The sequence below is a fragment of the Streptomyces sp. NPDC042102 genome, assembly GCF_055582305.1.
In genome coordinates, this window is record NZ_JBVJDL010000001.1 from 303550 (window position 1) to 330179 (window position 26630).

22 protein-coding genes are annotated in these 26630 nt (G+C 72.4%); 8 read left to right on the forward strand and 14 right to left on the reverse strand.

What is annotated here, in order from left to right:
* Positions 1 to 71 precede the first annotated feature (71 nt).
* The 4 genes from ACZ6KO_RS01230 (at position 72) to ACZ6KO_RS01245 (ending at position 5983) form a co-directional block, all read left to right on the forward strand.
* The gene (locus tag ACZ6KO_RS01230) at positions 72 to 860 is read left to right on the forward strand and encodes an ATP-binding cassette domain-containing protein (RefSeq protein ID WP_469298474.1); all 789 of its coding nucleotides are present in this window, start codon (positions 72 to 74) and stop codon (positions 858 to 860) included.
* Positions 857 to 2158, forward strand: coding sequence for a sugar ABC transporter permease (locus ACZ6KO_RS01235; protein WP_469298477.1), 1302 nt, complete (start codon positions 857 to 859; stop codon positions 2156 to 2158). Before ACZ6KO_RS01230 ends, ACZ6KO_RS01235 begins: the two co-directional genes overlap by 4 nt.
* A 253-nt stretch (positions 2159 to 2411) precedes the next feature.
* Positions 2412 to 4328, forward strand: a complete 1917-nt coding sequence (gene dxs, locus ACZ6KO_RS01240; RefSeq protein WP_469298481.1) for a 1-deoxy-D-xylulose-5-phosphate synthase — start codon at positions 2412 to 2414, stop codon at positions 4326 to 4328.
* Between the two features lie 140 nt (positions 4329 to 4468).
* On the forward strand, positions 4469 to 5983 hold the full coding sequence (locus ACZ6KO_RS01245; RefSeq protein ID WP_469298484.1) for an amino acid permease: 1515 nt from the start codon (positions 4469 to 4471) through the stop codon (positions 5981 to 5983).
* A gap of 12 nt (positions 5984 to 5995) precedes the next feature.
* Here ACZ6KO_RS01245 and ACZ6KO_RS01250 read toward each other — a convergent pair whose 3' ends face one another.
* From ACZ6KO_RS01250 to ACZ6KO_RS01275, 6 genes are all read right to left on the reverse strand, one after another.
* Positions 5996 to 7045 carry an LCP family protein gene (locus ACZ6KO_RS01250; RefSeq protein ID WP_469298487.1) on the reverse strand — a complete coding sequence of 350 codons (1050 nt, stop codon included), beginning with the start codon at positions 7043 to 7045 and terminating at the stop codon, positions 5996 to 5998.
* Between the two features lie 153 nt (positions 7046 to 7198).
* Entirely contained in the window at positions 7199 to 9328 is a 2130-nt protein-coding gene (locus ACZ6KO_RS01255) for a 3-hydroxyacyl-CoA dehydrogenase NAD-binding domain-containing protein (protein ID WP_469298491.1), read from the reverse strand.
* Positions 9325 to 10545, reverse strand: coding sequence for a thiolase family protein (locus ACZ6KO_RS01260; protein ID WP_401454053.1), 1221 nt, complete (start codon positions 10543 to 10545; stop codon positions 9325 to 9327). The genes ACZ6KO_RS01255 and ACZ6KO_RS01260 overlap by 4 nt, the downstream gene beginning before the upstream one ends.
* Before the next feature lie 246 nt (positions 10546 to 10791).
* The gene (locus tag ACZ6KO_RS01265) at positions 10792 to 12075 is read right to left on the reverse strand and encodes an HRDC domain-containing protein (RefSeq protein WP_469298495.1); all 1284 of its coding nucleotides are present in this window, start codon (positions 12073 to 12075) and stop codon (positions 10792 to 10794) included.
* A gap of 150 nt (positions 12076 to 12225) precedes the next feature.
* The gene (locus ACZ6KO_RS01270) at positions 12226 to 12888 is read right to left on the reverse strand and encodes a helix-turn-helix transcriptional regulator (RefSeq protein ID WP_007267191.1); all 663 of its coding nucleotides are present in this window, start codon (positions 12886 to 12888) and stop codon (positions 12226 to 12228) included.
* A 377-nt stretch (positions 12889 to 13265) separates the two neighbouring features.
* Positions 13266 to 13916, reverse strand: a complete 651-nt coding sequence (locus ACZ6KO_RS01275) for a DUF3000 domain-containing protein (protein ID WP_469298498.1) — start codon at positions 13914 to 13916, stop codon at positions 13266 to 13268.
* 90 nt (positions 13917 to 14006) lie between these two features.
* On the opposite strand from ACZ6KO_RS01275, the gene hemE reads away from it, so the two are divergent.
* Positions 14007 to 15071, forward strand: coding sequence for a uroporphyrinogen decarboxylase (gene hemE, locus ACZ6KO_RS01280; RefSeq protein ID WP_469298501.1), 1065 nt, complete (start codon positions 14007 to 14009; stop codon positions 15069 to 15071).
* A gap of 21 nt (positions 15072 to 15092) precedes the next feature.
* Here hemE and ACZ6KO_RS01285 read toward each other — a convergent pair whose 3' ends face one another.
* A complete protein-coding gene (locus ACZ6KO_RS01285) occupies positions 15093 to 16478 on the reverse strand; it encodes an FAD-dependent oxidoreductase (RefSeq protein ID WP_469298503.1) in 1386 nt (461 codons plus the stop codon).
* 136 nt (positions 16479 to 16614) lie between these two features.
* Positions 16615 to 17745 carry a DUF4349 domain-containing protein gene (locus ACZ6KO_RS01290; protein ID WP_469298505.1) on the reverse strand — a complete coding sequence of 377 codons (1131 nt, stop codon included), beginning with the start codon at positions 17743 to 17745 and terminating at the stop codon, positions 16615 to 16617.
* Between the two features lie 138 nt (positions 17746 to 17883).
* Here ACZ6KO_RS01290 and hemG point away from each other — a divergent pair, with 138 nt between their 5' ends.
* Positions 17884 to 19383 (forward strand): protoporphyrinogen oxidase, encoded by a 1500-nt coding sequence (hemG, locus tag ACZ6KO_RS01295; protein ID WP_469298509.1) that lies wholly within the window; start codon positions 17884 to 17886, stop codon positions 19381 to 19383.
* 23 nt (positions 19384 to 19406) lie between these two features.
* Positions 19407 to 20120, forward strand: a complete 714-nt coding sequence (gene hemQ, locus ACZ6KO_RS01300) for a hydrogen peroxide-dependent heme synthase (protein ID WP_469298511.1) — start codon at positions 19407 to 19409, stop codon at positions 20118 to 20120.
* A 246-nt stretch (positions 20121 to 20366) separates the two neighbouring features.
* Here the strand turns inward: hemQ and ACZ6KO_RS01305 are convergent, their stop codons facing one another.
* The 5 genes from ACZ6KO_RS01305 to ACZ6KO_RS01325 all read right to left on the reverse strand — a co-directional run bounded on the left by ACZ6KO_RS01305 (position 20367) and on the right by ACZ6KO_RS01325 (position 24218).
* Positions 20367 to 21371 carry a TIGR04222 domain-containing membrane protein gene (locus ACZ6KO_RS01305; RefSeq protein WP_469298513.1) on the reverse strand — a complete coding sequence of 335 codons (1005 nt, stop codon included), beginning with the start codon at positions 21369 to 21371 and terminating at the stop codon, positions 20367 to 20369.
* Positions 21368 to 22759, reverse strand: coding sequence for an MbnB/TglH/ChrH family RiPP precursor modification enzyme (locus ACZ6KO_RS01310; RefSeq protein ID WP_469298517.1), 1392 nt, complete (start codon positions 22757 to 22759; stop codon positions 21368 to 21370). Before ACZ6KO_RS01310 ends, ACZ6KO_RS01305 begins: the two co-directional genes overlap by 4 nt.
* A 140-nt stretch (positions 22760 to 22899) precedes the next feature.
* Positions 22900 to 23106 carry a hypothetical protein gene (locus ACZ6KO_RS01315; protein ID WP_469298520.1) on the reverse strand — a complete coding sequence of 69 codons (207 nt, stop codon included), beginning with the start codon at positions 23104 to 23106 and terminating at the stop codon, positions 22900 to 22902.
* 33 nt (positions 23107 to 23139) lie between these two features.
* Complete coding sequence (locus tag ACZ6KO_RS01320) at positions 23140 to 23691, reverse strand: glycine-rich domain-containing protein (protein WP_469298523.1); 552 nt, start codon at positions 23689 to 23691, stop codon at positions 23140 to 23142.
* A 92-nt stretch (positions 23692 to 23783) separates the two neighbouring features.
* Complete coding sequence (locus ACZ6KO_RS01325) at positions 23784 to 24218, reverse strand: hypothetical protein (RefSeq protein WP_469298526.1); 435 nt, start codon at positions 24216 to 24218, stop codon at positions 23784 to 23786.
* 393 nt (positions 24219 to 24611) lie between these two features.
* Between ACZ6KO_RS01325 and ACZ6KO_RS01330 the strand changes: the two genes are divergently transcribed.
* Entirely contained in the window at positions 24612 to 25832 is a 1221-nt protein-coding gene (locus ACZ6KO_RS01330; protein ID WP_469298528.1) for a helix-turn-helix domain-containing protein, read from the forward strand.
* 63 nt (positions 25833 to 25895) lie between these two features.
* Here the strand turns inward: ACZ6KO_RS01330 and ACZ6KO_RS01335 are convergent, their stop codons facing one another.
* Complete coding sequence (locus tag ACZ6KO_RS01335; protein ID WP_469298531.1) at positions 25896 to 26537, reverse strand: HAD family hydrolase; 642 nt, start codon at positions 26535 to 26537, stop codon at positions 25896 to 25898.
* Between the last annotated feature and the right edge of the window lie 93 nt (positions 26538 to 26630).

A 26630-nucleotide genomic window follows, 5' to 3' on the forward strand; every position in this document is an offset into this window, starting at 1 on the left:
GTCCCACCCCACCCCACCCCACCTTCCGCACTTCTTTGCACGACATCCCCGCTGGTCAGGCGGCGAAGGAGATGGTTCATGTGTCCGCTGCGCCCGTGCTGGCGTTGCGAGGGGTCTCGAAGCGGTTCGGCGCCGTCCAGGCCCTGACCGACGTAGAACTCGAGATCCACTCCGGCGAGGTGGTCGCCCTCGTCGGCGACAACGGCGCCGGTAAGTCCACGCTGGTCAAGACGATCGCCGGCGTGCACCCCATCGATGACGGCGTCATCGAGTGGGAGGGCCGCCCGGTGTCGATCACCAAGCCCCACGACGCCCAGAACCTGGGCATCGCGACGGTCTACCAGGACCTCGCGCTGTGCGACAACATCGATGTCGTCGGCAACCTCTTCCTCGGCCGCGAGCTCAAGCGCCGCGGGGTCCTGGACGAGGTGGAGATGGAGCGCCGCGCCCGCGAGCTGCTCACCACCCTGTCCATCCGGATCCCCAGTGTCCGGATCCCCATCGCCTCGCTCTCCGGCGGTCAGCGCCAGACCGTGGCCATCGCCCGCTCCATGCTGGGCGAGCCCCAGCTCGTCATCCTCGACGAGCCCACCGCCGCCCTCGGCGTCGAGCAGACCGCCCAGGTCCTCGACCTCGTCGAGCGGCTGCGCGAGCGCGGCCACGCCGTCATCCTCATCAGCCACAACATGGCCGATGTGAAGGCCGTCGCCGACAAGGTCGCGGTGCTGCGGCTCGGCCGCAACAACGGCGTCTTCACCGTCGCCGACACCTCGCAGGAAGAGATCATCTCCGCCATCACGGGCGCCACGGACAACGCCGTGACCCGCCGGGCGGCGCGCACCGGGGAGGCTCAGAAGTGAGCACCGAACACCACGCCGCGGACCACGGCACCGAGGCCGTCGCCGAACTCGCCAACCCCGCCGCCCCGCACGACGCCATCCCGGCCGTGGACCCGCGCCTGCTCGTGCGCGAGCAGGGCCTGTCCGGCTACCTGAGCGAGTTCCGGCGCAAGATGCGCGCCGGCGACCTGGGATCCCTCCCGGTCGTGATCGGCCTGATCGTCATCTGGAGCATCTTCCAGGGGCTGAACTCCAACTTCCTCTCCCCGGAGAACCTCAACAACATCGCGATCACGATGGTCGCCACCGGCATGATGGCCGTCGGCATCATCTTCGTGCTGCTGCTCGGCGAGATCGACCTCTCGGTCGGCTCGGTCAGCGGAGTCTCCGGCGCCCTGTTCGCCGTCCTCGCCGTCACCCACGGCATCAACGAGTGGCTGGCGGTCCTCGCGGCTGTCGCCGGCGGCGCGGTGATCGGCGCCATCCACGGCTTCTTCTTCGCCAGGATCGGCGCCCCGGCCTTCGCGGTCACCCTGTCGGGCCTGCTGTTCTGGTCGGGCTTCATGCTCCAGCTGCTCGGCAGCAACGGCACGATCAACATCGACTCCGAGGGGGTCGTGGGGCAGCTCACCACGTTCTACTTCTCGGACGTCGCCGCCGGCTACGGACTGGCCCTGCTGGCCGTGGTGGCGTACTTCCTCGCCACCTTCTTCGACAACCGCCGCCGCCAGGCCGCGGGCGTCCCCTCCCGGCCGCTGAACGAGATCCTGCTGCGCACCGGCCTGCTCGCGCTCGTCACGTTCGGGCCCGCGGCGGTCTTCAACCAGTACAAGGGCCTGCCGCTCGCGGTGCTGCTCTTCGTGCTGGTGCTGGTCGGCACGGACTTCCTGCTGCGCCGTACGGGCTTCGGCCGCAAGGTCTTCGCCCTCGGCGGCAGTGTCGAGGCCTCCCGCCGCGCCGGCATCAACGTGGCCGGCGTACGCATCGCGGTCTTCGCGATCGCGGGCACCTTCGCGGCCGTGGGCGGCCTGTTCTGGGCCTCCAAGATCGCGGCGGCGAACCAGAGCGCCGGCGCCGGTGACCTGCTGATGAACGTCATCGCGGCGGCCGTGATCGGCGGCACCAGCCTCTTCGGCGGGCGCGGGCGGACCTGGAACGCCCTCCTCGGTGTCATGGTCATCACCTCCATCCAGTACGGTCTCGCCCTGGAGGGGATCGCCACCCCGATCCAGTACATGATCACCGGTGCGGTGCTGCTGGCCACCGTGGTGATCGACTCCGTCACCCGCAAGACCCAGAAGACGGCGGGCCGCGCCTAGGCCGACAGGGCCTAGCGACCGGCGTCCTCCAGGTGCCCGGCGCCACCTCACGGTGGTGCCGGGCACCTGCGTGTCCCGACGCGTCCGCCGGTGCGTACGTCAGTGCGTTCCCTCACCCACTCGTGGTGTGTGACCTCGTACCGATGTGTACACGTATGACAATGGTGTGACCGACCCGGGACCGCCCGATGACGCCCGCCGCGAGCGGAACATTAGACTCGACAGACCAGCAAGCAACTGCAAGGAGGCACGGGTGCTGCTGCCCCGCATCAAGGGACCGCGAGATCTGGACCGGCTCAGCCCGGAGCAGCTGGACCAGCTGGCCGCGGAGATCAGGTCCTTCCTTGTCGACGCGGTCTCCAAGACCGGCGGGCACCTCGGCCCCAACCTCGGCGTCGTCGAACTGACGATCGCCCTGCACCGGGTCTTCGACTCGCCCAAGGACAAGATCCTTTTCGACACGGGCCACCAGGCCTACGTGCACAAGCTGCTCACCGGCCGTCAGGACTTCGGCAACCTGCGCTCCAAGGGCGGCCTGTCGGGCTACCCCTCGCGCGCCGAGTCCGACCACGACGTGATCGAGAACAGCCACGCCTCCACCGTGCTGGGCTGGGCCGACGGCCTCGCCAAGGCCAACCAGGTGCTCGGCCGCGACGACCACCACGTGGCCGCCGTCATCGGCGACGGCGCGCTGACCGGCGGCATGGCCTGGGAGGCGCTGAACAACATCGCCGCCGCCAAGGACCGCCCGCTCGTCATCGTCGTCAACGACAACGAGCGCTCCTACGGCCCCACCATCGGCGGCCTCGCCAACCACCTGGCCACCCTGCGCACCACCGACGGCTACGAGCGCTTCCTGGCCCGCGGCAAGGAGATCCTGGAGCGCACCCCGGTCGTGGGCAAGCCGCTCTTCGAGACCCTGCACGGCGCCAAGAAGGGCCTGAAGGACTTCATCGCCCCGCAGGGCATGTTCGAGGACCTGGGCCTGAAGTACATCGGCCCCATCGACGGCCACGACGCCCTGGCCCTGGAGTCCGCCCTCATCCGCGCCAAGCGCTTCAGCGGCCCGGTCATCGTGCACTGCCTCACCCAGAAGGGCCGCGGCTACACCCCGGCCCTGGAGCACGAGGCGGACCGCTTCCACGCGGTCGGCGTGATCCACCCCGACACCGGCCTGCCGGTCAAGACCGCCGCCGCCAGCTGGACCTCCGTCTTCGCCGACGAGATGGTCAAGATCGGCCACGAGCGCGCGGACGTCGTCGGCATCACCGCCGCCATGCTCCACCCGGTCGGCCTCAACAAGTTCGCCGAGGCCTTCCCGGACCGCATCTACGACGTCGGCATCGCCGAGCAGCACGGCGCGACCTCCGCCGCGGGCCTGGCCACCGGTGGCGTCCACCCGGTCTTCGCCGTGTACGCCACCTTCCTCAACCGCGCCTTCGACCAGGTCCTCATGGACGTCGCCCTGCACAAGTGCGGGGTCACCTTCGTCCTGGACCGGGCCGGCATCACCGGCGACGACGGCGCCTCCCACAACGGCATGTGGGACATGTCCATCCTCCAGGTCGTCCCCGGCCTGCGGCTGGCGGCCCCGCGCGACGCCGAGCAGCTGCGCGCGCAGCTGCGCGAGGCCGTCGAGGTCAAGGACGCCCCCACCGTGGTCCGCTTCTCCAAGGGCGTCGTGGGCCCCGCCGTCCCGGCCCTCGGGCGGATCGGCGGCATGGACCTCCTGCGCGCCCCGGCCCCCGAGGTCACCCGGCCGGACGTACTCATCGTCTCGGTCGGCGCGCTCGCCCCGATGTGCCTGGAGATCGCCGACCTGCTCGACAAGCAGGGCATCTCCGCCACCGTGGTCGACCCCCGCTGGGTCAAGCCGGTCGACGAGGCCCTGGCGCCGCTCGCCGAGCGGCACCGCGTGGTCGTCACCGTCGAGGACAACGGGCGTACCGGCGGTGTCGGCGCCGCGGTCGCGCAGGCCCTGCGCGACGCGGGCGTCGACGTACCGCTGCGTGACTTCGGCATCCCGCAGCGCTTCCTCGACCACGCCCTGCGCAAGGAGATCATGGCCGAGATCGGCCTGACCGCTCCGGACATCGCACGGCAGGTCACGGGCCTGGTGGCCAAGCTGGACGGCCGTCTGGACAACGAGCCGGCCGCCGCGGTCGACTAGTTCCGGCGCCCCTCGCGGGGGCGCCCTGTTGCACGGACCGGGCCGGGAGATCACTCTTGAAGAGTGGTTCACCCGGCCCGTTCGCGTATGCCGGCACCTCCCGGTTGCGCCGGGGGGACCCTCAGTTCGGAGGTGTGTCCGTGACTACGGATATCAACAGCCCCTTCCGTACGAAATCGGTCGAGCAGTCCATCCGTGACACGGAAGAGCCGGAGCACCAGCTCAAGAAGTCGCTCTCCGCGTGGGACCTCATGATCTTCGGTGTCGGTGTCATCATCGGCACGGGCATCTTCGTCCTCACGGGCATCGCGGCCCGGAACAACGCCGGACCCGCCACCGCCCTGTCCTTCGTGGCCGCGGGTGTCGTCTGCGCCCTCGCGGCCCTCTGCTACGCCGAGTTCGCCTCGACGGTGCCGGTGGCCGGATCGGCGTACACGTTCAGCTACGCCTCGATCGGCGAGCTGCCCGCCTGGATCATCGGCTGGGACCTGGTGCTGGAGTTCGCCCTGGGCACCGCGGTGGTCGCGGTCGGCTGGTCCGGGTACGTACGCCATCTGATGGACACCAACCTCGGCTGGGAGCTGCCCAAGGCGCTGGCCGGACCCGATGCGGGCGGTTCCTTCGACCTGATGGCCTTCCTGCTGGTCCTGGCGCTCACCGCGATCCTGGTGGTCGGCACCAAGCTCTCGGCACGGATCACCGCCATCGTGGTCGCCATCAAGGTGACCGTGGTGCTGCTGGTCATCGTCGCGGGCCTGTTCTTCATCAAGGCCGACAACTACTCGCCGTTCATCCCGCCGGCCAAGCCCCAGGAGGAGAGCGTCAGCGGCTGGCACGCCCCGCTGGTCCAGCTGGTGTTCGGCTACGAGCCGACCAACTTCGGCGTCATGGGCATCTTCACCGCCGCCGCGCTGGTGTTCTTCGCGTTCATCGGCTTCGACGTCGTGGCGACGGCGGCCGAGGAGACCAAGAACCCGCAGCGCGACATGCCGCGCGGCATCCTGGGCTCGCTGCTCGTCTGCACCGTGCTCTACGTCGCCGTGACCCTGGTCGTCACCGGTATGCAGCACTACACGCAGATGTCGGCGACCGCACCGCTGGCCGAGGCCTTCAAGTCCGTGAACCAGCCGTTCTTCGCCGGCGCCATCAGTCTCGGTGCCGCCGTCGGCCTGATCACGGTCAGCATGATCCTGCTGCTCGGCCAGACCCGGGTGTTCTTCGCGATGAGCCGCGACGGCCTGCTGCCGCGCTTCTTCTCCGTCACCCACCCGAAGTACCGCACCCCGTACCGTGCGACCGTCCTGCTCGGTGTGGCCATCGCCTTCCTCGCCGGCTTCACCAGCCTGGAGAAGCTCGCGGAACTGGTGAACATCGGCACCCTGTTCGCCTTCGTGGTCGTCGCGCTCGGCGTGATCATCCTGCGCCGGACCCGCCCCGACCTGCACCGCTCCTTCCGCACCCCGTGGGTGCCGGTGCTCCCGATCGTCTCGATCGCGGCCTCCCTGTGGCTGATGCTCAACCTGCCGGCCGACACCTGGGTGCGGTTCGGCATCTGGATGGTCATCGGCATCGTCGTCTACTACGCGTACGGCCGCCGGCACAGCAGGCTCGGACGCGGCCTCGAACGCGGCGAGGAGCAGGTGCCGCACACCTGAACCACGAGCGCGTCACCCGGCCTTGGCGGGGGAGTCCTTCGCCGAGGCCGGGATCTTCTCGTCCTTGCGCACCGCTTCCCACAGCTGGGTCGCCTGCGGCTCGGCCACCACCACCCGGTTGGGGTCGATCCGGTCGTAGGCGACCGGCAGCATGATGGTCTCCATCGTGCTCGGGTCCACGCCCTGCACGCTCTGCGCGAACTCGGCGAGCGCGCTCAGCGAGCCCAGACCCGAATCGGTGGTCAGCGACTTGGTGCCGGCGTCGGCGAGCTTGTAGAGCCGCGCCGGGTTGGACAGGGCGTCCTGCTTCTTCAGCTCCGCCAGCAGCGCCATCATGAACTGCTGCTGGAGGCCTATCCGGCCCAGATCGCTGCCGTCGCCGTAGCCGTAGCGGGTGCGGACGAACCGCAGCGACTGCTCACCGTTGAGCCGGTGCGTGCCCGCGTCCAGCTTGAGGCTGCCCTTGGCCCCCGACATCGGCTTGTCCAGGGTGACGGTGACCCCGCCGAGGGCGTCCACGAGCCCCTTGAAGCCGGCGAAGTCCACCTCCACGAAGTGGTCGACACGGACGCCGGACATCTGCTCGACCGTCTTGACCACACAGGCCGGACCGGCCAGCGAGTAGACCGAGTTGAACATGACCCGGTTCGCGGAGCGCACCGTCGCGCCGTCGGCGTCCTTGCACTCGGGCCGGGTGATCAGGGTGTCGCGGGGGATGCTCACCGCGGTCGCCCTGGCCCGGCCCTCGGGTATGTGCACCAGCATCGCGGTGTCCGAACGGGCGCCGCTGACCTGCCCGTGGTCCAGCTCGGCGTTGGCCCCGGCGCGCGAGTCGGAGCCGATCACCAGGATGTTCCGGGCGCCCGCGACCACCTTCGGCGGCCGGTTGTCGCCGATCGCCGCGTCCAGGTCGACGCTGGCGAGGTTGCTGTCCAGCCGGTGGTACGCCCACCAGCCGGCGCCCGCCGTACCCAGCACCAGCAGGGCCAGGACCAGCAGGCCGATCCGCAGGGCACGCCGCCCCCGGGAGCGGGGCTTCGTTTCCGGAGTGTCAGCAGTCATGCCCGGGACCGGCCTTCCGAACGGGTGGGTGGAGTCTCGCGGGCTACAAGATAAACGTACGCGCGCTCGATTGCGGCGATACGGTCCCGCCACGTGCCGAGAGGCCCGCCCGCACCAGGTGCGGACGGGCCTCTCTCGCGATCGCGCCGGGTGTTACGCCGGGACGCTCGCGACGCCCGGGGCGAGGAACTTCTTGCCGTTCACGCGCTCCGAGACACCTTCACGGTCCAGGTACGGCGTGATGCCGCCCAGGTGGAAGGGCCAGCCGGCGCCCGTGATGAGGCAGAGGTCGATGTCCTGGGCCTCGGCCACGACGCCCTCCTCCAGCATCAGGCCGATCTCCTGCGCCACCGCGTCCAGGACGCGCGCGCGGACCTGCTCCTCGGTCAGGACGACGTCGCCCTGCACCAGGAGGGCGGCGACCTCGGGGTCCAGCTCCGGCTTGCCGGAGTCGTAGACGTAGAAGCCGCGCTTGCCGGCCTCGACGACCCGCTTGAGGTTCGGCGAGACGGTGAAGCGCTCCGGGAAGGCGCCGTTGAGGGTCTCCGAGACGTGCAGACCGATCGCCGGGCCCACGAGCTCCAGCAGCACCAGCGGGGACATCGGCAGGCCGAGCGGCTCGATGGCCTTCTCCGCCGTGACGACCGGGGTGCCCTCGTCGATGACGTTCTGGATCTCGCCCATGAAGCGGGTCAGGATGCGGTTCACGACGAACGCCGGGGCGTCCTTGGTGAGGACCGCGGTCTTCTTCAGCTTCTTGGCGACACCGAAGGCCGTGGCCAGCGAGGCGTCGTCGGTCTGCTCGCCGCGGACGATCTCCAGCAGCGGGAGGATCGCGACCGGGTTGAAGAAGTGGAAGCCGACCACGCGCTCCGGGTGCTGGAGCTTGGAGGCCATCTCCGACACCGACAGCGAGGAGGTGTTGGTGGCGAGGATCGCGTGCGCCGGGGCGACCGCCTCGACCTCCGCGAACACCTTCTGCTTGACCGACATCTCCTCGAACACGGCCTCGATGATGAAGTCCGCGTCCGCGAAGCCCTCGGCCTTGTCCAGGACACCGCTCACCAGGGCGGTCAGGCGGTTGGCCTTGTCCTGGTTGATGCGGCCCTTGCCGAGCAGCTTCTGGATCTCGGCGTGGACGTAGCCCACGCCCTTGTCCACGCGCTCCTGGTCGATGTCGGTGAGGACCACCGGCACCTCCAGGCGGCGCAGGAAGAGCAGCGCCAGCTGCGAGGCCATCAGGCCCGCGCCGACGACGCCGACCTTGGTGACCGGGCGGGCCAGGTTCTTGTCCGGGGCACCGGCCGGGCGCTTGCCGCGCTTCTGGACCAGGTTGAAGGCGTAGATGCCCGAGCGCAGCTCGCCGCCCATGATGAGGTCGGCCAGCGCCGTGTCCTCGGCGTCGAAGCCGGCCTGGAGGTCGCCGTCCTTGGCCGCCGCGATGATGTCCAGCGCGCGGTAGGCGGCCGGGGCCGCGCCGTGCACCTTGGAGTCGGCGATGACACGGCCCTTGGCCACGGCCGCGTCCCACGCCTCGCCGCGGTCGATCTCGGCGCGTACGACCTCGGTCTGGCCGGTCAGCACCCGCGCGGTCCACAGCAGGGACTGCTCCAGGAAGTCCGCGCCCTCGAAGATCGCGTCGGCGATGCCGAGCTCGAAGACCTGCTTGCCCTTGAGCTGGCGGTTCTGGTTCAGCGAGTTCTCGATGATGACCGAGACCGCGCGCTCCGCACCGATCAGGTTCGGGAGGATGGCGCAGCCGCCCCAGCCCGGAACCAGGCCGAGGAAGACCTCGGGCAGGGAGAAGGCCGGGATGGCCTTCGAGACGGTGCGGTACGTGCAGTGCAGGCCGACCTCGACGCCGCCGCCCATCGCCGCACCGTTGTAGTACGCGAAGGTGGGCACGCCCAGCGAGGACAGCCGCTTGAAGACGTCGTGGCCGCCCTTGCCGATGGCCAGCGCCTCGTCGTGCTGCTTGAGGAGCTCGACGCCCTTGAGGTCGGCGCCGACCGCGAAGATGAACGGCTTGCCGGTGATGCCCGCGCCGACGATAGAGCCGGCGATGGCCTCCTGCTCGACCTGGTCGATCGCCGCGTTCAGGTTGGCCAGCGACTGCGGGCCGAACGTGGTCGGCTTGGTGTGGTCGAAGCCGTTGTCCAGCGTGACGAGCGCGAAGCGCCCGGCGCCGAACGGCAGGTCGAGGTGGCGGACGTGCGCCTGCGTGACGACCTCGTCCGGGAACAGCTCGGCCGCGCCCTTCAGGAGCTCAGCGGTGGTGCTCACTTGTTGCCTCCGGCGAAGTGCGGGTTCTCCCAGATGGTCGTCGCGCCCATGCCGAAGCCCACGCACATGGTGGTCAGGCCGTAGCGGACGTGCGGCTGCTCCTCGAACTGGCGGGCCAGCTGCGTCAGCAGGCGGACGCCGGAGGAGGCGAGCGGGTGGCCGAACGCGATGGCGCCGCCGTACTGGTTGACGCGCGCGTCGTCGTCGGCGATGCCGTAGTGCTCCAGGAAGGCGAGCACCTGGACGGCGAAGGCCTCGTTCAGCTCGAACAGGCCGATGTCCTCGATGGACAGGCCGGCCTGGGCCAGGGCCTTCTCGGTGGCCGGGATGGGGCCGTAGCCCATGACCTCCGGCTCGACGCCGGCGAAGGCGTACGAGACGAGGCGCATCTTGACCGGGAGGTTGTTCTCGCGGGCGAAGTCCTCGGAGGCGATGAGGGAGGCGGTGGCGCCGTCGTTGAGACCGGCGGCGTTGCCCGCGGTGACCCGGCCGTGCACGCGGAACGGCGTCTTGAGGTTCGCCAGGTTGTCCATGGTGGTGCCCGGACGCATCGGCTCGTCGGAGGTGACCAGGCCCCAGCCCGTCTCACCGGCGTCCGCGTTGGTGCGGCGCACCGCGACCGGCACCAGGTCCTGCTGGATCTTGCCGTCGGCGTACGCCTTGGCGGCCTTCTCCTGGGAGTTCACCGCGTACGCGTCGCAGCGCTCCTTGGTGATGGTCGGGTAGCGGTCGTGCAGGTTCTCCGCCGTCATGCCCATGAACAGGGCGGACTCGTCGACCAGCTTCTCGCTCACGAAGCGCGGGTTGGGGTCCACGCCCTCACCCATCGGGTGGCGGCCCATGTGCTCGACACCGCCCGCGATGGCGATGTCGTACGCGCCGAAGGCGATGGAGCCGGCCACCGTGGTGACGGCGGTCAGCGCGCCGGCGCACATGCGGTCGATGGCGTAGCCGGGGACGGTCTCCGGCAGACCGGCGAGGATGCCCGCGGTACGGCCGATCGTCAGACCCTGGTCGCCGATCTGGGTGGTGGCGGCGATGGCCACCTCGTCGATCTTCTTCGGGTCGAGGTCCGGGTTGCGGCGCAGCAGCTCCCGGATCGCCTTCACGACGAGGTCGTCGGCACGGGTCTCGTGGTAGATGCCCTTCGGGCCCGCCTTGCCGAACGGGGTGCGGACGCCGTCGACGAAGACGACGTCCCTGACGGTACGAGGCACGATGGCTCTCCTCCAGGGTGCGGGTGTGCACTGCTGCGCGGCGGCGCCGCCTCGACTGGGCTGAGCGCGCGCTCACCCGGCCCATGCTACTTGCGGGTAACCAATGTGCACACCCCCTCCCCGAACAGCGGCGAAGGTCACACTCCCCGGGGCACTCCGCCCCGGTGCGGCCCGCGGGTGCGGGACGCGCGGGAGCCCCCGGCCGCGGGGCGGGCTCGGGGGCTCCTCGACGGGTACGTCATCCCGTCAGGCGGTGGCCTCCAGGGCGGTGACCAGGGGGACGGTGACCTGTTCGATCTGCCACGGGCGGGCGCCGTACCCGGCCAGGGCCTCCTCCACGGAGGCGGCCGAGAGGTGGAACGGCGGCTCCCAGCACAGCCGGCGCACGGTGTCCGGGGTGATCAGGTTCTCCTGCGGCAGGTTCAGCTGCTCGGCCAGCGCGGAGACCGCGGCACGGGCCGCCGACAGGCGGGCCGCGGCAGCCGGGTCCTTGTCGGCCCAGGAGCGCGGCGGCGGCGGACCGGCCGGGGTCGCGCCGGGCTGCGGCAGCTCGTTCTCCGGCAGGGCCTTGGCCCGGTCCACGGCGGCCATCCACTGCTCCAGCTGCCGCCGGCCCATCCGCTGGCCGTAACCGGACAGCGCGGACAGGGCGTGCACGTTGGCGGGCACGGCGAGGGCGGCCTCGACGATCGCGCTGTCACTGAGCACCTTGCCCGGTGACACGTCACGCCGCTGCGCGATGCGGTCGCGGGTCTCCCACAGCTCGCGCACCACGGCCATCTGACGGCGGCGGCGCACCTTGTGCATCCCGGACGTGCGGCGCCAGGGGTCCTTGCGCGGCGGCGGGGGCGGCGCCGAGGCGATGGCCTCGAACTCCTGCCGGGCCCACTCCAGCTTGCCCTGGCGGTCCAGCTCCTTCTCCAGCGCGTCGCGCAGGTCCACCAGGAGCTCCACGTCCAGCGCGGCGTAGCGCAGCCACGGCTCCGGCAGCGGGCGCGTGGACCAGTCCACGGCCGAGTGGCCCTTCTCCAGCGCGTACCCGAGCACGCTCTCGACCATCGCGCCCAGCCCGACCCGCGGGAAACCGGCGAGCCGGCCGGCCAGCTCCGTGTCGAAGAGCGAGGTCGGCACCATGCCTATTTCACGCAGGCACGGCAGGTCCTGGGTGGCGGCGTGCAGGATCCATTCGGTGCCGGACAGGGCCTCGCCCAGCCCGGACAGGTCGGGGCAGCCCACCGGGTCGACGAGCGCGGAGCCCGCCCCCTCGCGGCGCAGCTGCACCAGATAGGCGCGCTGTCCGTAGCGGTATCCGGAGGCGCGTTCGGCATCCACCGCGACGGGCCCGGTCCCCGCGGCGAAGGCCGCGATCACCCGGGCGAGGGCATCGTTGTCGGCGACCACCGGAGGGATCCCCTCACGGGGTTCGAGCAAGGGGATCGGCAGCCCATCGGACGGAACAACGACATCGTCCGGGGGGCCGCCCCCGGTGGTGGTGCGCAGGTCTGCTGCGGTCTCTTGGGCGTCGGTCACCGGTCAAGGGTATCCGTGGATACGGCGCGCCCGTCGCCGGAACGTTCCGTCGACGGGCGCGGTCAGGTTGCGGGGAGTTTTCCGGGTGTCTGCCCGGCGGTCCCCCGCGTGCGGTCCGGGGGCGGGCTATCCGGGGGCCGCGGGCCGGGCTCAGTGGATGATCCCGGTACGCAGGGCGACGGCGACCATTCCCGCACGGTCGCCGGTGCCCAGCTTGCGGGCGATCCGGGCGAGGTGTGACTTGACGGTCAGGGCGGACAGGCCCATCGAGACGCCGATGGCCTTGTTGGACTGGCCCTCCGCGACGAGGCGCAGGACCTCGACCTCGCGGCCGGAGAGCTCGCGGTAGCCGCCCGGGTGGCTCGGGGCACCCGGGGGGCGGCGGTGCATACGGGCGGCGGCGGCACCGATGGGGGCGGCGCCGGGCCGGGTGGGCAGCCCGATGTTCGTACGCGTTCCGGTGACGACGTAGCCCTTCACCCCGCCCGCGAGGGCGTTGCGGACCGCGCCGATGTCGTCGGCGGCGGACAGGGCCAGGCCGTTCGGCCAGCCCGCGGCGCGGGTCTCGGACAGGAGGGTGAGACCGGAGCCGTCGGGCAGGTGGACGTCGGCCACGCAGATGTCGCGCGGGCTGCCGACGCGGGGACGGGCCTCCGCGATGGACGACGCCTCGATCACGTCACGCACCCCGAGGGCCCACAGGTGGCGGGTCACGGTGGAACGGACGCGGGGGTCGGCCACGACGACCATGGCGGTCGGCTTGTTGGGGCGGTAGGCGACCAGGCTTGCAGGCTGCTCAAGAAGAACGGACACCAGGCCTCCTGGGGGGAGTGGCGGGACGGCCGGCTGGGGAAGGAGCCGGTGCGCTCCGTGCGGATGGTCACTGACTCCTTCGGCATGTCACCCGCCCGGCTTTAGAGAATGATCACGATTTGGTGAGTAACAATTCGGGCAATTCGGACGGGCGATCGATCACCGAACGATCCGGGGCCGCCGTGCGAACGGCGGGGTATCGATCAGGTGACGATCAGAACCCCGCACCGCCCGCCCCGATGAGGGTGCGCTTGCGGCACAAGGGGACAGAGGGGTCATTTCCGTCCGTCCGTCACGCGGGCCGCCGGCCGCGGATGCCCCGGGCCACCGGCCGCGGACGTCACCGGCCGCGGACGCCGTCCGCCCCGTACCCCGCGCTACGGATGGTGCGGGCCGCGCCGCTGCGGCAGCGAGACCACGCCCGCCTCGGCCGGCCCCACCGGCGGCAGCCCCGCGATCTGGCACAGCAGTTCGCACCACGCCGCCAGGTGGGACCCCGTGTCCGGCACCCCGCCCACGCCCTCGCGCGGCGTCCACGAGGCCCGGATCTCGATCTGTGTCGCCGGCCGCCGCTCCCCGAGCCCGCCGAAGTAGTGCGAGCTCGCCATGGTCACGGTGCCGCTCGGCTCCCCGTACCCCAGCGCGCGCGCCTCCAGCGCCCCGGTCAGCCACGACCAGCACACCTCCGGCAGCAGCGGGTCGGTCGCCATCTCCGCTTCCAGTTCCGCCCGTACCAGGGTCACGAGCCGGAACGTTCCGTGCCACGCCTCGTGCCCGGCCGGGTCGTGCAGGAGGATCAGCTTGCCGTCGGCGAGGTCGTCCTCGCCGTCCACCACGGCCGCCTCCAGCGCGTACGCGTGCGGCGCGAGTCTCTGCGGCGGTCTGGTCGGGTCGATCTCGATCCCCGGACGGAGCCGGGCCTTCTTCAAGCCGTCGACCGCCCGCCGGAACGGGAGCGGGACGGAGGTCTCCTTCGCGCTGTCCACACCGTCAGCGCCATCTGAAAATCGTCCCTGAGCCGCAGCCATGCGGGGAAGACTAGGCGGAACGGGGCGGCGTTCGGCGCAAGACACCCGCCGCCGGGCGGCCTCTTCGCCGTACGTGCGAAGATTTGGGCCGTGAGCGCCAACCACCGCCCCACGGGCCAGCCGAGCCAGACGTACGATTCCGCCTTCCTGAAGGCGTGCCGGCGCGAACCGGTCCCGCACACCCCGGTGTGGTTCATGCGGCAGGCCGGGCGCTCCCTCCCCGAGTACCGCAAGGTCCGCGAGGGCACCGCCATGCTGGAGTCCTGCATGCGGCCCGACCTGGTCACGGAGATCACGCTGCAGCCGGTGCGGCGCCACAAGGTCGACGCGGCGATCTTCTTCTCCGACATCGTCGTCCCGCTCAAGGCCATCGGCATCGACCTGGACATCAAGCCGGGCATCGGCCCGGTCGTCGCCCAGCCGATCCGCCGCCGCGAGGACCTCGCACAGCTGCGCGACCTCACCCCGGAGGACGTCTCCTACGTCACCGAGGCGATCGGCATGCTCACGGGTGAACTCGGCGCCACGCCGTTGATCGGCTTCGCCGGCGCGCCTTTCACCCTCGCGAGCTACCTCGTCGAGGGCGGCCCCTCGCGCAACCACGAGCACACCAAGGCGCTCATGTACGGCGACCCGCAGTTGTGGGCCGACCTGCTGGACCGCCTCGCGGAGATCACGAGCGCCTTCCTGAAGGTGCAGATCGAGGCCGGCGCCTCCGCCGTCCAGCTCTTCGACTCCTGGGTCGGCGCCCTCGCCCCGGCCGACTACCGCCGCTCGGTGATGCCCGCCTCCGCGAAGGTCCTCCAGTCCGTCGCCTCCTACGGAGTCCCGCGCATCCACTTCGGCGTGGGCACCGGCGAGCTCCTGGGCCTGATGGGCGAGGCCGGAGCGGACGTCATGGGCGTGGACTACCGGGTCCCGCTCGACGAGGCCGCCCGCCGCGTCGGCCCCGGCAAGGCGCTCCAGGGCAACCTCGACCCCGCCGTCCTCTTCTCCACCACCGAGGCCGTGGAGGCCAAGACCGACGAGGTCCTGGCCGCCGCCTCCGCCCTGGAGGGCCACGTCTTCAACCTGGGCCACGGCGTCCTGCCCACCACGGACCCGGACGCGCTGACCCGCCTCGTGGACTACGTCCACACCCGCACCGCACGCTGACCCGCGCGGGCGGCGGCCGGGTCAGACCCCCGCCGCCCGTACGGCGGTCACCGCCTTGCGGGCCGCCACCTGGACCGGGTCCCACACCGGCGAGAACGGCGGGGCGTAGCCCAGGTCCAGGGAGACGACCTGCTCCACCGTCATCCCGGCCGTCAGCGCGACCGCCGCGATGTCGACCCGCTTGGCCGCGCCCGCCCCGCCGACGATCTGCACGCCCAGCAGGCGGCCCGTACGCCGCTCGGCCATCATCTTGACCGTCATCGGCTCGGCGCCCGGGTAGTAGCCGGCGGTGTTCGTCGAGACGATCGTGGCCGTCACGAACCGCAGGCCCACCGCGAGGGCGTCCTTCTCCCGCAGCCCCGTCCGCGCGATCTCCAGCGAGCACACCTTGCTGACGGCCGTGCCGACCACCCCGGGGAACGTCGCGTAGCCGCCGCCCACGCCCGAGCCGATCACCTGGCCGTGCTTGTTCGCGTGCGTGCCCAGCGGGACGTAGCGGTCGCGGCCCGAGACCAGGTCCAGGACCTCCACGCAGTCCCCGCCCGCCCAGACGTTCTCGTATCCGCGCACCCGCATCGCCAGGTCCGTCAGCAGCCCGCCCGACGTGCCCAGCGGCAGGCCCGCCGCGCGGGCCAGCGCGGTCCGCGGCTCGACGCCGATCCCGAGGACCACCACGTCCGCCGGGTACTCCTCGCCCTTGGCGGTCGCCACGCCCCGGGCCCGGCCCTCCTCGTCGGTCAGGACCCCGGTGACCTCGGCGCCGGCGACCGTGACGATGCCCATCGCGTTCATCGCCGAGTGCACCAGCCCGCCCATGTCCGGGTCCAGGGTGGCCATCGGCTGCTCGCCGCGGTGCAGCACCGTCACCTCGTAGCCGCGCTCGACGAGGGCCTCGGCCATCTCCACGCCGATGTAGCCCGCGCCGACCACCACCGCCCGCCGGCCCGCCGTCCACTCCAGGGTGTCCAGCAGCCGCTGACCGTCGTCCAGCGTCTGCACCCCGTGCACCCCGGGCGCACCGATACCGGGCAGCCGCGGGCGCAGCGGGCGGGCGCCCGTGGCCAGGACCAGCTGGTCGAAGCCCGTCCAGGCCTCGGCTCCGGACTCCAGGTCGCGCGAGCGCACCCGCTGCCCGCCCAGGTCCAGCTCCACCACCTCGGTCCGCATCCGCAGGTCGATGCCGCGCGCCCGGTGCTCCTCGGGGCTCCGCGCGATCAGGTCGTCGCGCCGGGGCACCCCGCCGCCGATCCAGTACGGAATCCCGCACGCCGAGTACGACGTGAAGTGCGAGCGCTCGAACGCGACGATCTCCAGGTCCGCCGGCCCCTTCAGCCGGCGGGCCTGCGACGCGGCGGACATCCCCGCCGCGTCGCCGCCCACGACCACCAGCCGCTGCGTCCCACCCATGTCCGCTCCGTCCCTCCGCCGTCGTACTCCGGACTCCAGAAGATCACGGCAGGGGTGAGGACGGGGTCAGTTCGCGCGGGACTGCCTCAGCCCCGGCTGCCCGGGCCGGCCTCAGCCCCGGCTGCCCGGGCCGGCCTCAGCCCCGGCCGCCGGGCCGCCCGCCCGCCGGGCCGGCGGCGGAGCCGTCGGCCGTATCGTGCGCGCCGCCGTCGCCGTCCTCGTCGGGGCCGTCGTCGAGACCGTCCGTGCCGGCACCGTCGTCGGGGCGGCTCCCCGGGCCCGGGGCGGTCCGCTGGTGGGGCCACGCCGGGACCGGCCGCGCCGGCCGCGGCTTCGGGCGCTCCGGGAGCAGCGTGCGCACCACCCGCCACAGCAGCCACAGCAGACCCGCCGCGAGCGCGAAGGGCAGCACCGCGCCCAGCACCAGCAGCGCCCACTTCAGCACCGTCAGCAGGACCCCCGCGCCACCCGCGAGCGTGTCCAGGAACCCGGGGTCCTCCTTCTTCTTCTTCTCCGGTTCCGCCACCGGCTCCGGTTCCGCGACCTGGAGCGTGATCGTGCCCAGCGAGGTCTGGTCCTTCAGCGCGGTCTGCTGGGCCAGCAGCGACTCCAGGTCCGACTGACGCCTGCTCAGTTCGCTCTCCAGCATGACGACGTCGCTCAGCGCGGAGGCCTTGTCCATCATCTCGCGCACCCGCACCACGCTCGCCTGCGCCGACTTCACCCGGCTGTCGACGTCCGCGACCTTCTCCGTCACGTCCTGCGCCTCGACCTTGCGGTTCAGCAGCTTGCCGGTGCCCTCCAGTGCGCCGAGGACCGCGTCGAACCGCTCGCCCGGCACCCGCAGGGTCAGCGTCGAGGTCACCCGGCCGTCCTTGCCGCGCTGCGTGGTCTCGTTGCCGACGTACCCGCCCGCGCCCTCGGCGGCGGTCCGGGCGGTGGCCAGCGCCTGCTGCCCGTCCGCCGTTTCGATGCCCACCGTCGCCGTGCGGATCACGTGCGGCCGTACGACGGGCGCGGCCGGGGCCGCCGGAGCCGCCGTGCCCGGCGCCTTGCCGGTCGCCGGGGCCGCCCCCTTGGCGCCTTCCGGCGCCGCCCCGCCCGGTGCGGCCCGGCCCGCGTCCGCCGGGGCCGGGGCGACGGCCGCCTTGTCGGAGCCGGCCGCCGTATCCGTGGTGTCCGCCGCGCAGGCGGTGAGCGCGAGCGTCCCCGTCAACGCGAGGACCACCAGGGCGGTGGTGGAACGGTGTCTGTGCGCAAGCTTCATGAGTCCCCCCGGGACCGACGCGTCGATGTCGCCGTTTCGACGTCCAGAGTCGTGTCCCGGGTTTCGCACCGGCGGTCCCGAGCCGGTTCCGATGCGGTCACGGTCCGGCCTCGGTGATCGGTCTGAGACGATGTGTCCATGCACGAAGCGGACACGCGTACGGATCAGCCGGCCGGAACCGGCCGGCAGCCCCGTCCCGGCAGCCGTCCCGGACCCCGTGGCCCCCGCCACGTCGTCGTCATCGGCGGCGGTATCGCGGGCCTGGCCGCCGCCCACCGGCTGCTCGCGGCGGGCGCCCGGGTGACCCTGCTGGAGGCCGGTCCGCGCCTCGGCGGCAAGCTGTACGCCGGTGAGCTCGCCGGGCTCCCGGTCGACCTCGGCGCCGAATCCGTGCTCGCCCGCCGCCCCGAGGCGGTCGAACTCGCCCGCGCCGTCGGCCTCGGCGACGCGCTGCAGCCGCCCGCCACCGCCACCGCCCGGCTGTGGAACCGCGGTGTCCTGTGCGACATGCCACGCGGCCATGTGATGGGCGTCCCCGGCGACACCGGCCCGCTCGCCGCCTCCGGCGTGCTCTCCGCCGAGGGGCTGGCCCGGATCGCCGCCGACGCCGAACTGCCGCCCACCGAGGTCGGCGAGGACGTCGCCGTCGGCGCCTACGTCGCCGCACGCTTCGGCCACGAGGTCGTCGACCGCCTCGTCGAACCGCTCCTCGGCGGCGTCTACGCCGGGGACGCGTACCGCATCTCGATGCGCGCCGCCGTCCCGAAGCTCTACCAGGCGATCCGCACCCACCGCACCCTCGCCGAGAGCGTCCGCTCCGTCCAGGCCGACGCCGCCGCCGAGGCCACCGTCATCGGTGCCGCCGCCACCGGACCCGTCTTCGCCGGAATCGCGGGCGGCATCGGCCGGCTCCCGCTCGCCGTCGCCGACGCCTGCCGGGCCGCCGGAGCCACCCTGCTGACCGGTACCGCGGTCCGCGCGATCCGCCGTACGCCGGACGGCTGGCAGGTCACCGCCGGGGACCGGGTCCTCGACGCCGACGCCGTGGTCGTCGCCACCCCGGCCGGCCCCGCCGCACGCCTGCTGGACGATGCCGCGCCCGCGGCCGCCGCCGAACTGCGCGCCGTCGAGTACGCCTCGATGGCCCTGGTCACCATGGCCTTCCGGCGCGCGGAGCTGCCGGAGTCCGTCAGCGGCGGCGGCGCCAGCGGCTTCCTGGTCCCGCCGGTGGACGGCCGTACGGTCAAGGCCTCCACGTTCTCCAGCAACAAGTGGGCCTGGGCCGGCGCCGACCCGGACCTCTTCCTGCTGCGCACCTCCGTCGGCCGGCACGGCGACGACAAGGACCTGGAGCGCGACGACGCCGAGCTGGTCGACGTCTCCCTCGCCGACCTCGGCGACGCCGTCGGCCTCGCGGCCCGCCCCGTCGCCGCCACCGTCACCCGCTGGGACGGCGGACTGCCCCAGTACCCGGTGGGCCACCTCGCCCGCGTCGCCCGGATCCGCGACGCCGTCGCCGCCGTCCCCGGCCTCGCGGTGTGCGGCGCCCTCTACGACGGCGTGGGCATCCCGGCCTGCATCGCGAGCGCCCGCGCGGCCGCCGACGCGATCATCGGGACCCCTGGCGCAGAGCACTGATCCGGACACGGGACAATAGGCACATGACTGCACCAGAGAAGATCCCCAACGCGGGGAAGAAGGCCAAGGACCTCAATGAGGTCATTCGCTACACCCTGTGGTCCGTCTTCAAGCTGAAGGACGTGCTCCCGGAGGACCGCACCGGCTTTGCCGACGAGGTCCAGGAGCTGTTCGACCAGCTGGCCGCCAAGGACATCACCGTCCGCGGCACCTACGACGTCTCCGGCCTGCGCGCCGACGCCGACGTCATGATCTGGTGGCACGCCGAGACCGCGGACGAGCTGCAGAGCGCCTACAACCTCTTCCGCCGCACCCGGCTCGGCCGCGCGCTGGAGCCGGTGTGGTCGAACATGGCCCTGCACCGCCCCGCGGAGTTCAACAAGTCGCACATCCCGGCCTTCCTGGCCGACGAGGTCGCCCGCGACTACGTCAGCGTCTACCCGTTCGTGCGCAGCTACGACTGGTACCTGCTGCCGGACGAGGACCGCCGTCGCATGCTCGCCGACCACGGCAAGATGGCCCGCGGTTTCCCCGACGTCCGCGCCAACACCGTCGCCTCCTTCTCGCTGGGCGACTACGAGTGGCTGCTGGCCTTCGAGGCCGACGAGCTCTACCGCATCGTCGACCTCATGCGTCACCTGCGTGCCTCCGAGGCCCGTATGCACGTCCGTGAAGAGGTCCCCTTCTTCACCGGACGCCGCAAGTCCGTCGCCGATCTGGTGGCCGGACTCGCCTGATACCTCCCCTGGGGGAAGGACCGGAGGACTGACCTCCTCCGGTGGATCGGGAGGCCGTCCGCCCCCGAAACCGACGCAGCCGGAGACCGCGCACGGAAGTTCAGACGACCGGCGGCAGCCGCGACCCCCGTGGTCGCCGCCGCCCCGTCGTCCAGCGACACCGTGGCGGGCTCCGGATGCGGCGGACGCACCGAAGCCGGACGCACGGAAGCCGGACGCACGGAAGCCGGACGGTGCGACGCGGTGTCAGGAGCTGCTGCCGCAGCTGGAGCTGGACGAACTGCCGCAACTCGAACCGCTGGAACAGCTCGACGAGGACGAGGGCGAGGACGATCCGCAGCCCGACCCGCCGCCGTCCGGACCGCCGGAGCCACCGCAGCCGCCGGCCCCACCGGCCCCACCGCCGTCGGTCCCCGCACACCACACGACCGGCACGAAGGCGTCGCCCGAGGCGTCGTCCGACGCGGAGTCACCCGACTGGCGGCGCGACGCCGCCACCGCCGGTGTGTGCCGGGCCGCGGCCGCCAACTGCGCGCGCAGCCCCGCGTCCGGCAGGGCCCGCGGCCCGCTCAGGGCGGTCACCACGCGCGCGGCCGGGTCGCCCCGGTGGAAGGCCCGGACCTCGGCCAGCGCCCGCAGCCCCGGTACGGTGACCCGGCCGCGTGCCCGGGCGGCGTGGACCGCGCCCACGACGAGGCCGGCGATCAGGGCCGGCAGCACCAGCACGACGAACGGCAGCCCGGCCCGCTCCGCCGTGACCATCTGCACGACGGTCGCCACGACCGAGACCGGGATCGCCAGAGCGCACAGCACCGCCTGACGGACGGCCCGGCGCCGCCACCGCCGCCCCGACCCGGGCGGCGCGAGCAGACCGCGTCCGGCCAGGGCGTCACCGATCTCCTGAACGGCGGGGTGGCACATGGCCTCGTACCGCACGACGTGCAGAGCACCGGAGGACGCGACCAGGCAGGCGTGCAGGACGGCCTGTTCGGCCGGATCGGCCGCCCGCGCGCCCGGGCGCATCCGGACGATCCCGGGACCGCCCAGCACCAGCCGGCCGTCCCCGAGCAGCGACACGAGCGCCGTGTCGACCACCCGGCCGGGACCGCCGGACAGGAACGCGGCCTCGTACAGGTCGTGCAGCCGGGGCGGCGCGGCGGCCGGTGCGGGCCGCTCGCGCCGCACCCCGCGCACCAGGGCGAGCGACGACCACAGGACCGCCGCCCACACCAGCAGGGCGATGACGCTCATGTGCCGCGTCCCCCGGCGAGCTCGCGCGCCCGGCGCCGGACCGGCCGCAGCCACCCCAGGAGCCGCGCGGCGCGCCCGGGCGGCCGGGACCCGGCCCGGTACTCCCACCAGGCGGTGAGCCGGCGTCGGGCGGCCGCGTCCGCGGGCAGGTCCTGGACCAGCAGGTGCTCGGCGAAGTCCAGCGCGTCCCGGCGGTAGCCGCCGGTCATGGGACGGTTGTGGGCGTACGCGAAGAACGCCGTCCGGTACGCGGTGGCGCCGAGGATCTCCGGCAGGTCGGGCGCGACCTTGCTGACCACCGAGGCCCGCTTGGCGACCAGCGCCTTGGCCTGCACCTTCACGCGCCGGCCGTCGAACCCCTCCGGGACGGGCGTGCCCGCCACCAACGCCGAGAGCAGCGCGGCCTGCCGCACCGCCACCCGCCCCCGGGCCCCGTCCCCGCGGTGGCCCCCGGCTCCGTCAGCGCCCTCGACTCCCTCAGGTCCGGCGGCGCGGACCGCCGTGCCCACCACCGGGCCGGACGCGCCGTTCCCGGCGGACGCCTCGCCGACGGGGGCCGGGCGGCGGGCCGGGGAACGTCCCAGCACGCCCCGGATCGCGTCCAGTTCGCCCGCCAGCTCCGCCTCCGGCGGGAAGTCGTCGTCCCGTTCCAGCAGGACGCCCGGCGGGTCCACCCGGGCCCGCAGCTCCGCCAGCAGGTCGAGGATCTGCGGCGGCACCGGGTGGGAGTGCGTGTCGTGCCACACGCCGTCGCGCTCCACGCCGCCCGCCACGTGCACGTAGGCCAGCGCCTCCAGCGGCAGCCGGTCCAGGACGGCGACCGGGTCCTCGCCGCGGTTGACGCGGTTGGTGTGCAGGTTGGCCACGTCGACGAGCAGCCGTACGCCCGTGCGCTCGACCAGCTCCGCCAGGAACTGCCCCTCCGTCAGCTCCTCGTCCGGCCAGGACAGCAGGGCCGCGATGTTCTCCAGCGCCAGCGGTACCGGCAGCGCGTCCTGCGCGATCCGGACGTTCTCGCACAGGACGCCGAGCGCGTCCCACGTCTTCGGTACCGGCAGCAGGTGGCCCGCCTCCAGCACCGGCGAGGACGTCCGTACGAACGCGATGTGCTCGGTGACCAGCGGCGCGCCGAGCGCCACCGCCCGCTCGCCGAGCTCGGCCAGCTTCCCCGGGTCGGGCCGGTCCGCGCCGCCCAGCCCCAGCGAGACCCCGTGCGGTACGACGCGCACCCCGCGCTCGCGCAGCCGCAGCAGTGACTCCGGCAGATGGCCGGGACAGACGTTCTCGGCCACCACCTCGACCCAGTCCAGGCCCGGCAGGCGTTCGACGGCGTCCGCGATCTCCGGCCGCCAGCCGATCCCCACCCCCAGACGGTCCATGGGCTTCATGTCCCCCTCGCCCCCTTCCAACGGTCCGTGCCGATGTGATGACCCCGGCGGGGCCGGGCCAACCGCGGAGGGGGACGTTCAGAGCAACATCTGAGGTTGCGGCGCGACGGTCACCGTCAGGTCACGACCGTGCGCGCAGGTCAGCGCGCGACGACGAACCCGCGCTCGGGCCGCTGGATGCGCGCGGTGGCGACCCTGGCGAGGACAAGAGCCGTCACGTCACGGCCGTCCGTGTCCAGCACGATCCACGTACTATCCGGATCGTCCGGCGTCACGGGGGTGACGGCTCCCGCGATACCGTACTGCCGCATCGCGGCGTGCACCGCAAAGGCCTGGTCGGTGTTCATGGTCCTCGCCTCACTGCCGTTGGGTCGCCGATCCTATTCCCCGCCGCCGTGCGTGGCGCAGCCGCCGGGGTTGATCGGGCCGCAGCCGCCAGGGACCGGGGTGTGCGAGCAGTTCGCGGACACCGTCACGAGCGACCGGTCCGGGCCCACCCACAGCTCGGCGTCCGGCGTGTATCCGGCTTGCTCGATCAGGGCGACCGTGCGCGTCAGGACGTCCGGGTCATGGCGGGACGCGTCCGGCCGCTCCGGGTAGTGGTCGACGGTTCGGCCGAGTCGGCTGCACAGGGTGGCGTACAGGTGAGTGTGCAGGATCAGAGCGTGCCAGCCCTCATCGACCTCGCGGGTCGGGGCGATCCGCACCGTCGGGAAGAGGGACGCCGCCGACACGAACTTGAGGGCCTCGACGAGGAGTCGGCTGGCTATCTCCGGTTCCATCCCAGGGTTGTTGTCGAGGACCGTGGCGCGGACGTCGTTGAACTGGGCGTCCGTGAGCAGCCCGCGGGGGCTGTTCGAGGATGAGGCCGGCGGTTCCCCGGGGGAGCAGGGCGGGGGGACCGGTTCTCCGGGCTGGCTGGTGCAGGGCATGGTGCCTCCTAGGTCGTGGTGGAGGTGCTGGAACCCGTCCCGGTCGCCGTCCTGGCAGGGAAATGCGCGAGCGGGGCGGGAGTCTGTGGCGGTCAGAGGAACGGGCTGACGCGGCGGTCCGCGCGGTAGCCGACCACGCCCGTCAGCACGCGATCGGCGGCGGACGGCGGGACCCCCGGGTCCAGACACACGCCCACGTGCGCCCCACGGACCCGCGCGGCCGCCAGCTGCCAGTCCCGGGGCGGCTGGGGTAGGCGCAGGGCTGTGTCGGGGTGTCCGTAGTCCAGGCAGTAGGCGCCGCCGGCGTAGTAGAGGGTGTGGGCGGTGTGCGGGTAGGCGGTCCCGGTGTGCAGCCCGAGGCCGGCGGCGATCCCGCGGAGGTACCGGTCGATGCCGCCGCGCCGGCGGACGTCCGCCTCGCCGTGGCCCAGCATCACGGACGGGCAGCCGGCCTGCAGGGCGTAGTGGACGGCCACCTCGGCGAGGAACTCCGGTCCCGGGGTGACGGCCCGGGGCTGGACGATCACCCGCGCGTCCCGGTGCCGATGACGATGGTGGCGAGGACGCCGAGCGCCACGAGCCAGTACAGGACCTGACCCGCGACGTCCCGGCGACTCACCGGGCAGCCCGAACGCAGTTGAGGGGGGCCTCGAACTCGCGGTGGTCCTCTCCGCGGATGAATGCCGTCCGGCTGCCGGTCTTCTCGATGAGGACCGCCCGCAGCTCACCCTCACGAAGCGAACGGGTGTCCACGACCTGGTGACCGATGAGCGGGTGGTCCGTGTGGTCAAACAAGCCGTCCGCGCGGGCTTTCATACCGGTGCTCCCTACCGTCGTCAGTGGGTTGTGAGGCCACACTGACGGGCAGTACCTGGGCCGATCCACTCCCGCGTCCTATAGGACCGCCCTATATTTCAAGCATGGAGCCGGCGCTGGACGTATGGGTGCACCCGAACCTGCGGGCCGCTGCCGCATCAGAGGACTGGGCGAAACTCCTGAAGACGTGGCGGGCCCTGACCCGCAGCACCCAGAGCAAGGCCGGAGCGCTGATCGGGCTGGCCCAGCCGGACGTCTCCGCGATCGAGAACGGCCGGCGGGCCGTCACGTCAGTCGAAGTGCGGCAGCGCATCATTGACGGTCTCGGCGTCCCCGCTGAGCTCCTCGGCGTCCGGCACGACGAACTCCCGTTGCCCTCGCTCGTCCTGCCCGGGGTGGTGTCGGAGACAGACACCGAGCGGCTCGGCGCGATGAAGCAGGGGGGCCTCCGGCTGGACGCGGCCTCCCTCGACGCCATGGACACTCTGCTCGCCGCGCACCGCCGGGCCGAGGACACCGTGGGGTCGCACGCGATCGCTCCACTCGTACGTACGCAGTTCGAGGAAGTAGCGGCGCTCTATGACAAGGCCCGAGGGCCGCTCGCCGACCGCCTCGTCAAGCTCCTCGCCGAGTACGCGCAGTTCCTGGCGTGGATGGCGCAGGACCAGGACAATGCCGCCGTCGCACTGGGGTGGTTCGACCGGTCCTACGACTGGGCGTTGGAGTCCGGGTACGGCGACATGGCGGCCACGACCATGAGCATGAAAGCTCACCTCGCCTGGTCCCAGGACAGGGGACGGCGGTGTGTCCGGCTCGGTGAGGCTGCCGCGTCGACCGCGGGCGCGAGCGAGGCCACGCAGGCCATGGCCGTGCAGATGGCAGGCCGCGGCCACGCCCTCTTGGGCGACGCTGACGGTGCCTACCGGACGCTGGACCAGGCGCAGCAGATCATCTCCGCTGCCAAGGGCGCCCCGCCCTGGCTGTACTTCTACGGCGAGTCCTGGTTCGCGGCACAGCACGGCATGGCGGACCTGCACCTGAAACAGTGGACCAGCGCCGTGGAGAACCTCACGGTCGGGCTGTCCGGATTCGCAATGTCCTACCGCCGCGACCGGGCCTGGTACAGCGCCTGCCTGGCTCATGCCTACGCGGGCGCAGGCGAGGCCGAGGCCGCACTCTCCACGGCGCTCAGCGTCATCCACGACGCATCGGAGATCGGCCGCCCCCACGCCTGGCGCGAGCTGCACACCGTCGGAGGGCGCCTCCTACGGCAGGGAGCCCCCGAAGGCCGGGCGCTGGTCGATCGGCTCACGGAGCTGGACTGAGCCAGGAAGCGTGAAGGCGTCCCCTACCGCCCGTAGGCGAGAAGGGGCGTCCAGGAACTGCCCCTACGCGTTGACGATGTCGACGAGCTCGTGCAGCGAGTTGACCGACCAGTCCGCAGCAGCCCGGACCGCCGGGTCATCGGCCCACCAGAAGCCCCACGGGCCACGTCGCAGGTGCGCGGTACGCAGCCCGGCGCGGGCGGCCGGAAGGATGTCGTTCGCCGGGTGGTCGCCGACGTACAGCGTCTCCTCCGGCGCCGCACCTGACACCTCCAGCACACGCTCGAAAAACGCGGGATCCGGCTTGGCCACACCCCACTCACCTGACGTCACCACCAGATCCGTGGGCAGATCCAAGGCCCGCAGCAGGTCACCCGCGAGGCGGGTCTGATTGCCCGCGATGACCACCCGGGCCCCGGCAGCCCGGAGACCCGCAAGCGCCGGCCGGACGTCCTCGTACAGGTCTTCCTCGCCGAGCTCCTCCCCCCGGCCGGCGGCGTGCCGGGCCGCGTACTCCGCTCCCACGTCGAGGCCTGGCCGCAGCAGCCGCAGCGCGTCCGCATTGTCGCGGCCGTCCACGACCACCGCGCCGACGAGAGCCGAGAGAGTGTGTCGGGGTACGTCGAGCCAGTCGGCCCATGACGCCCAGTAGCGGTCGTCGCGGGTCAGGGTCTCGCCTACGTCCAACACCACGGTACGGATCACCCAGCCAGCCTACGGGCCCAGACAGCACGAAGGCGCCCCCTCCGCCCATAGGACGCATTCCAGGGGGCGTCCGGGAACTGCCCCTCCGTCAGC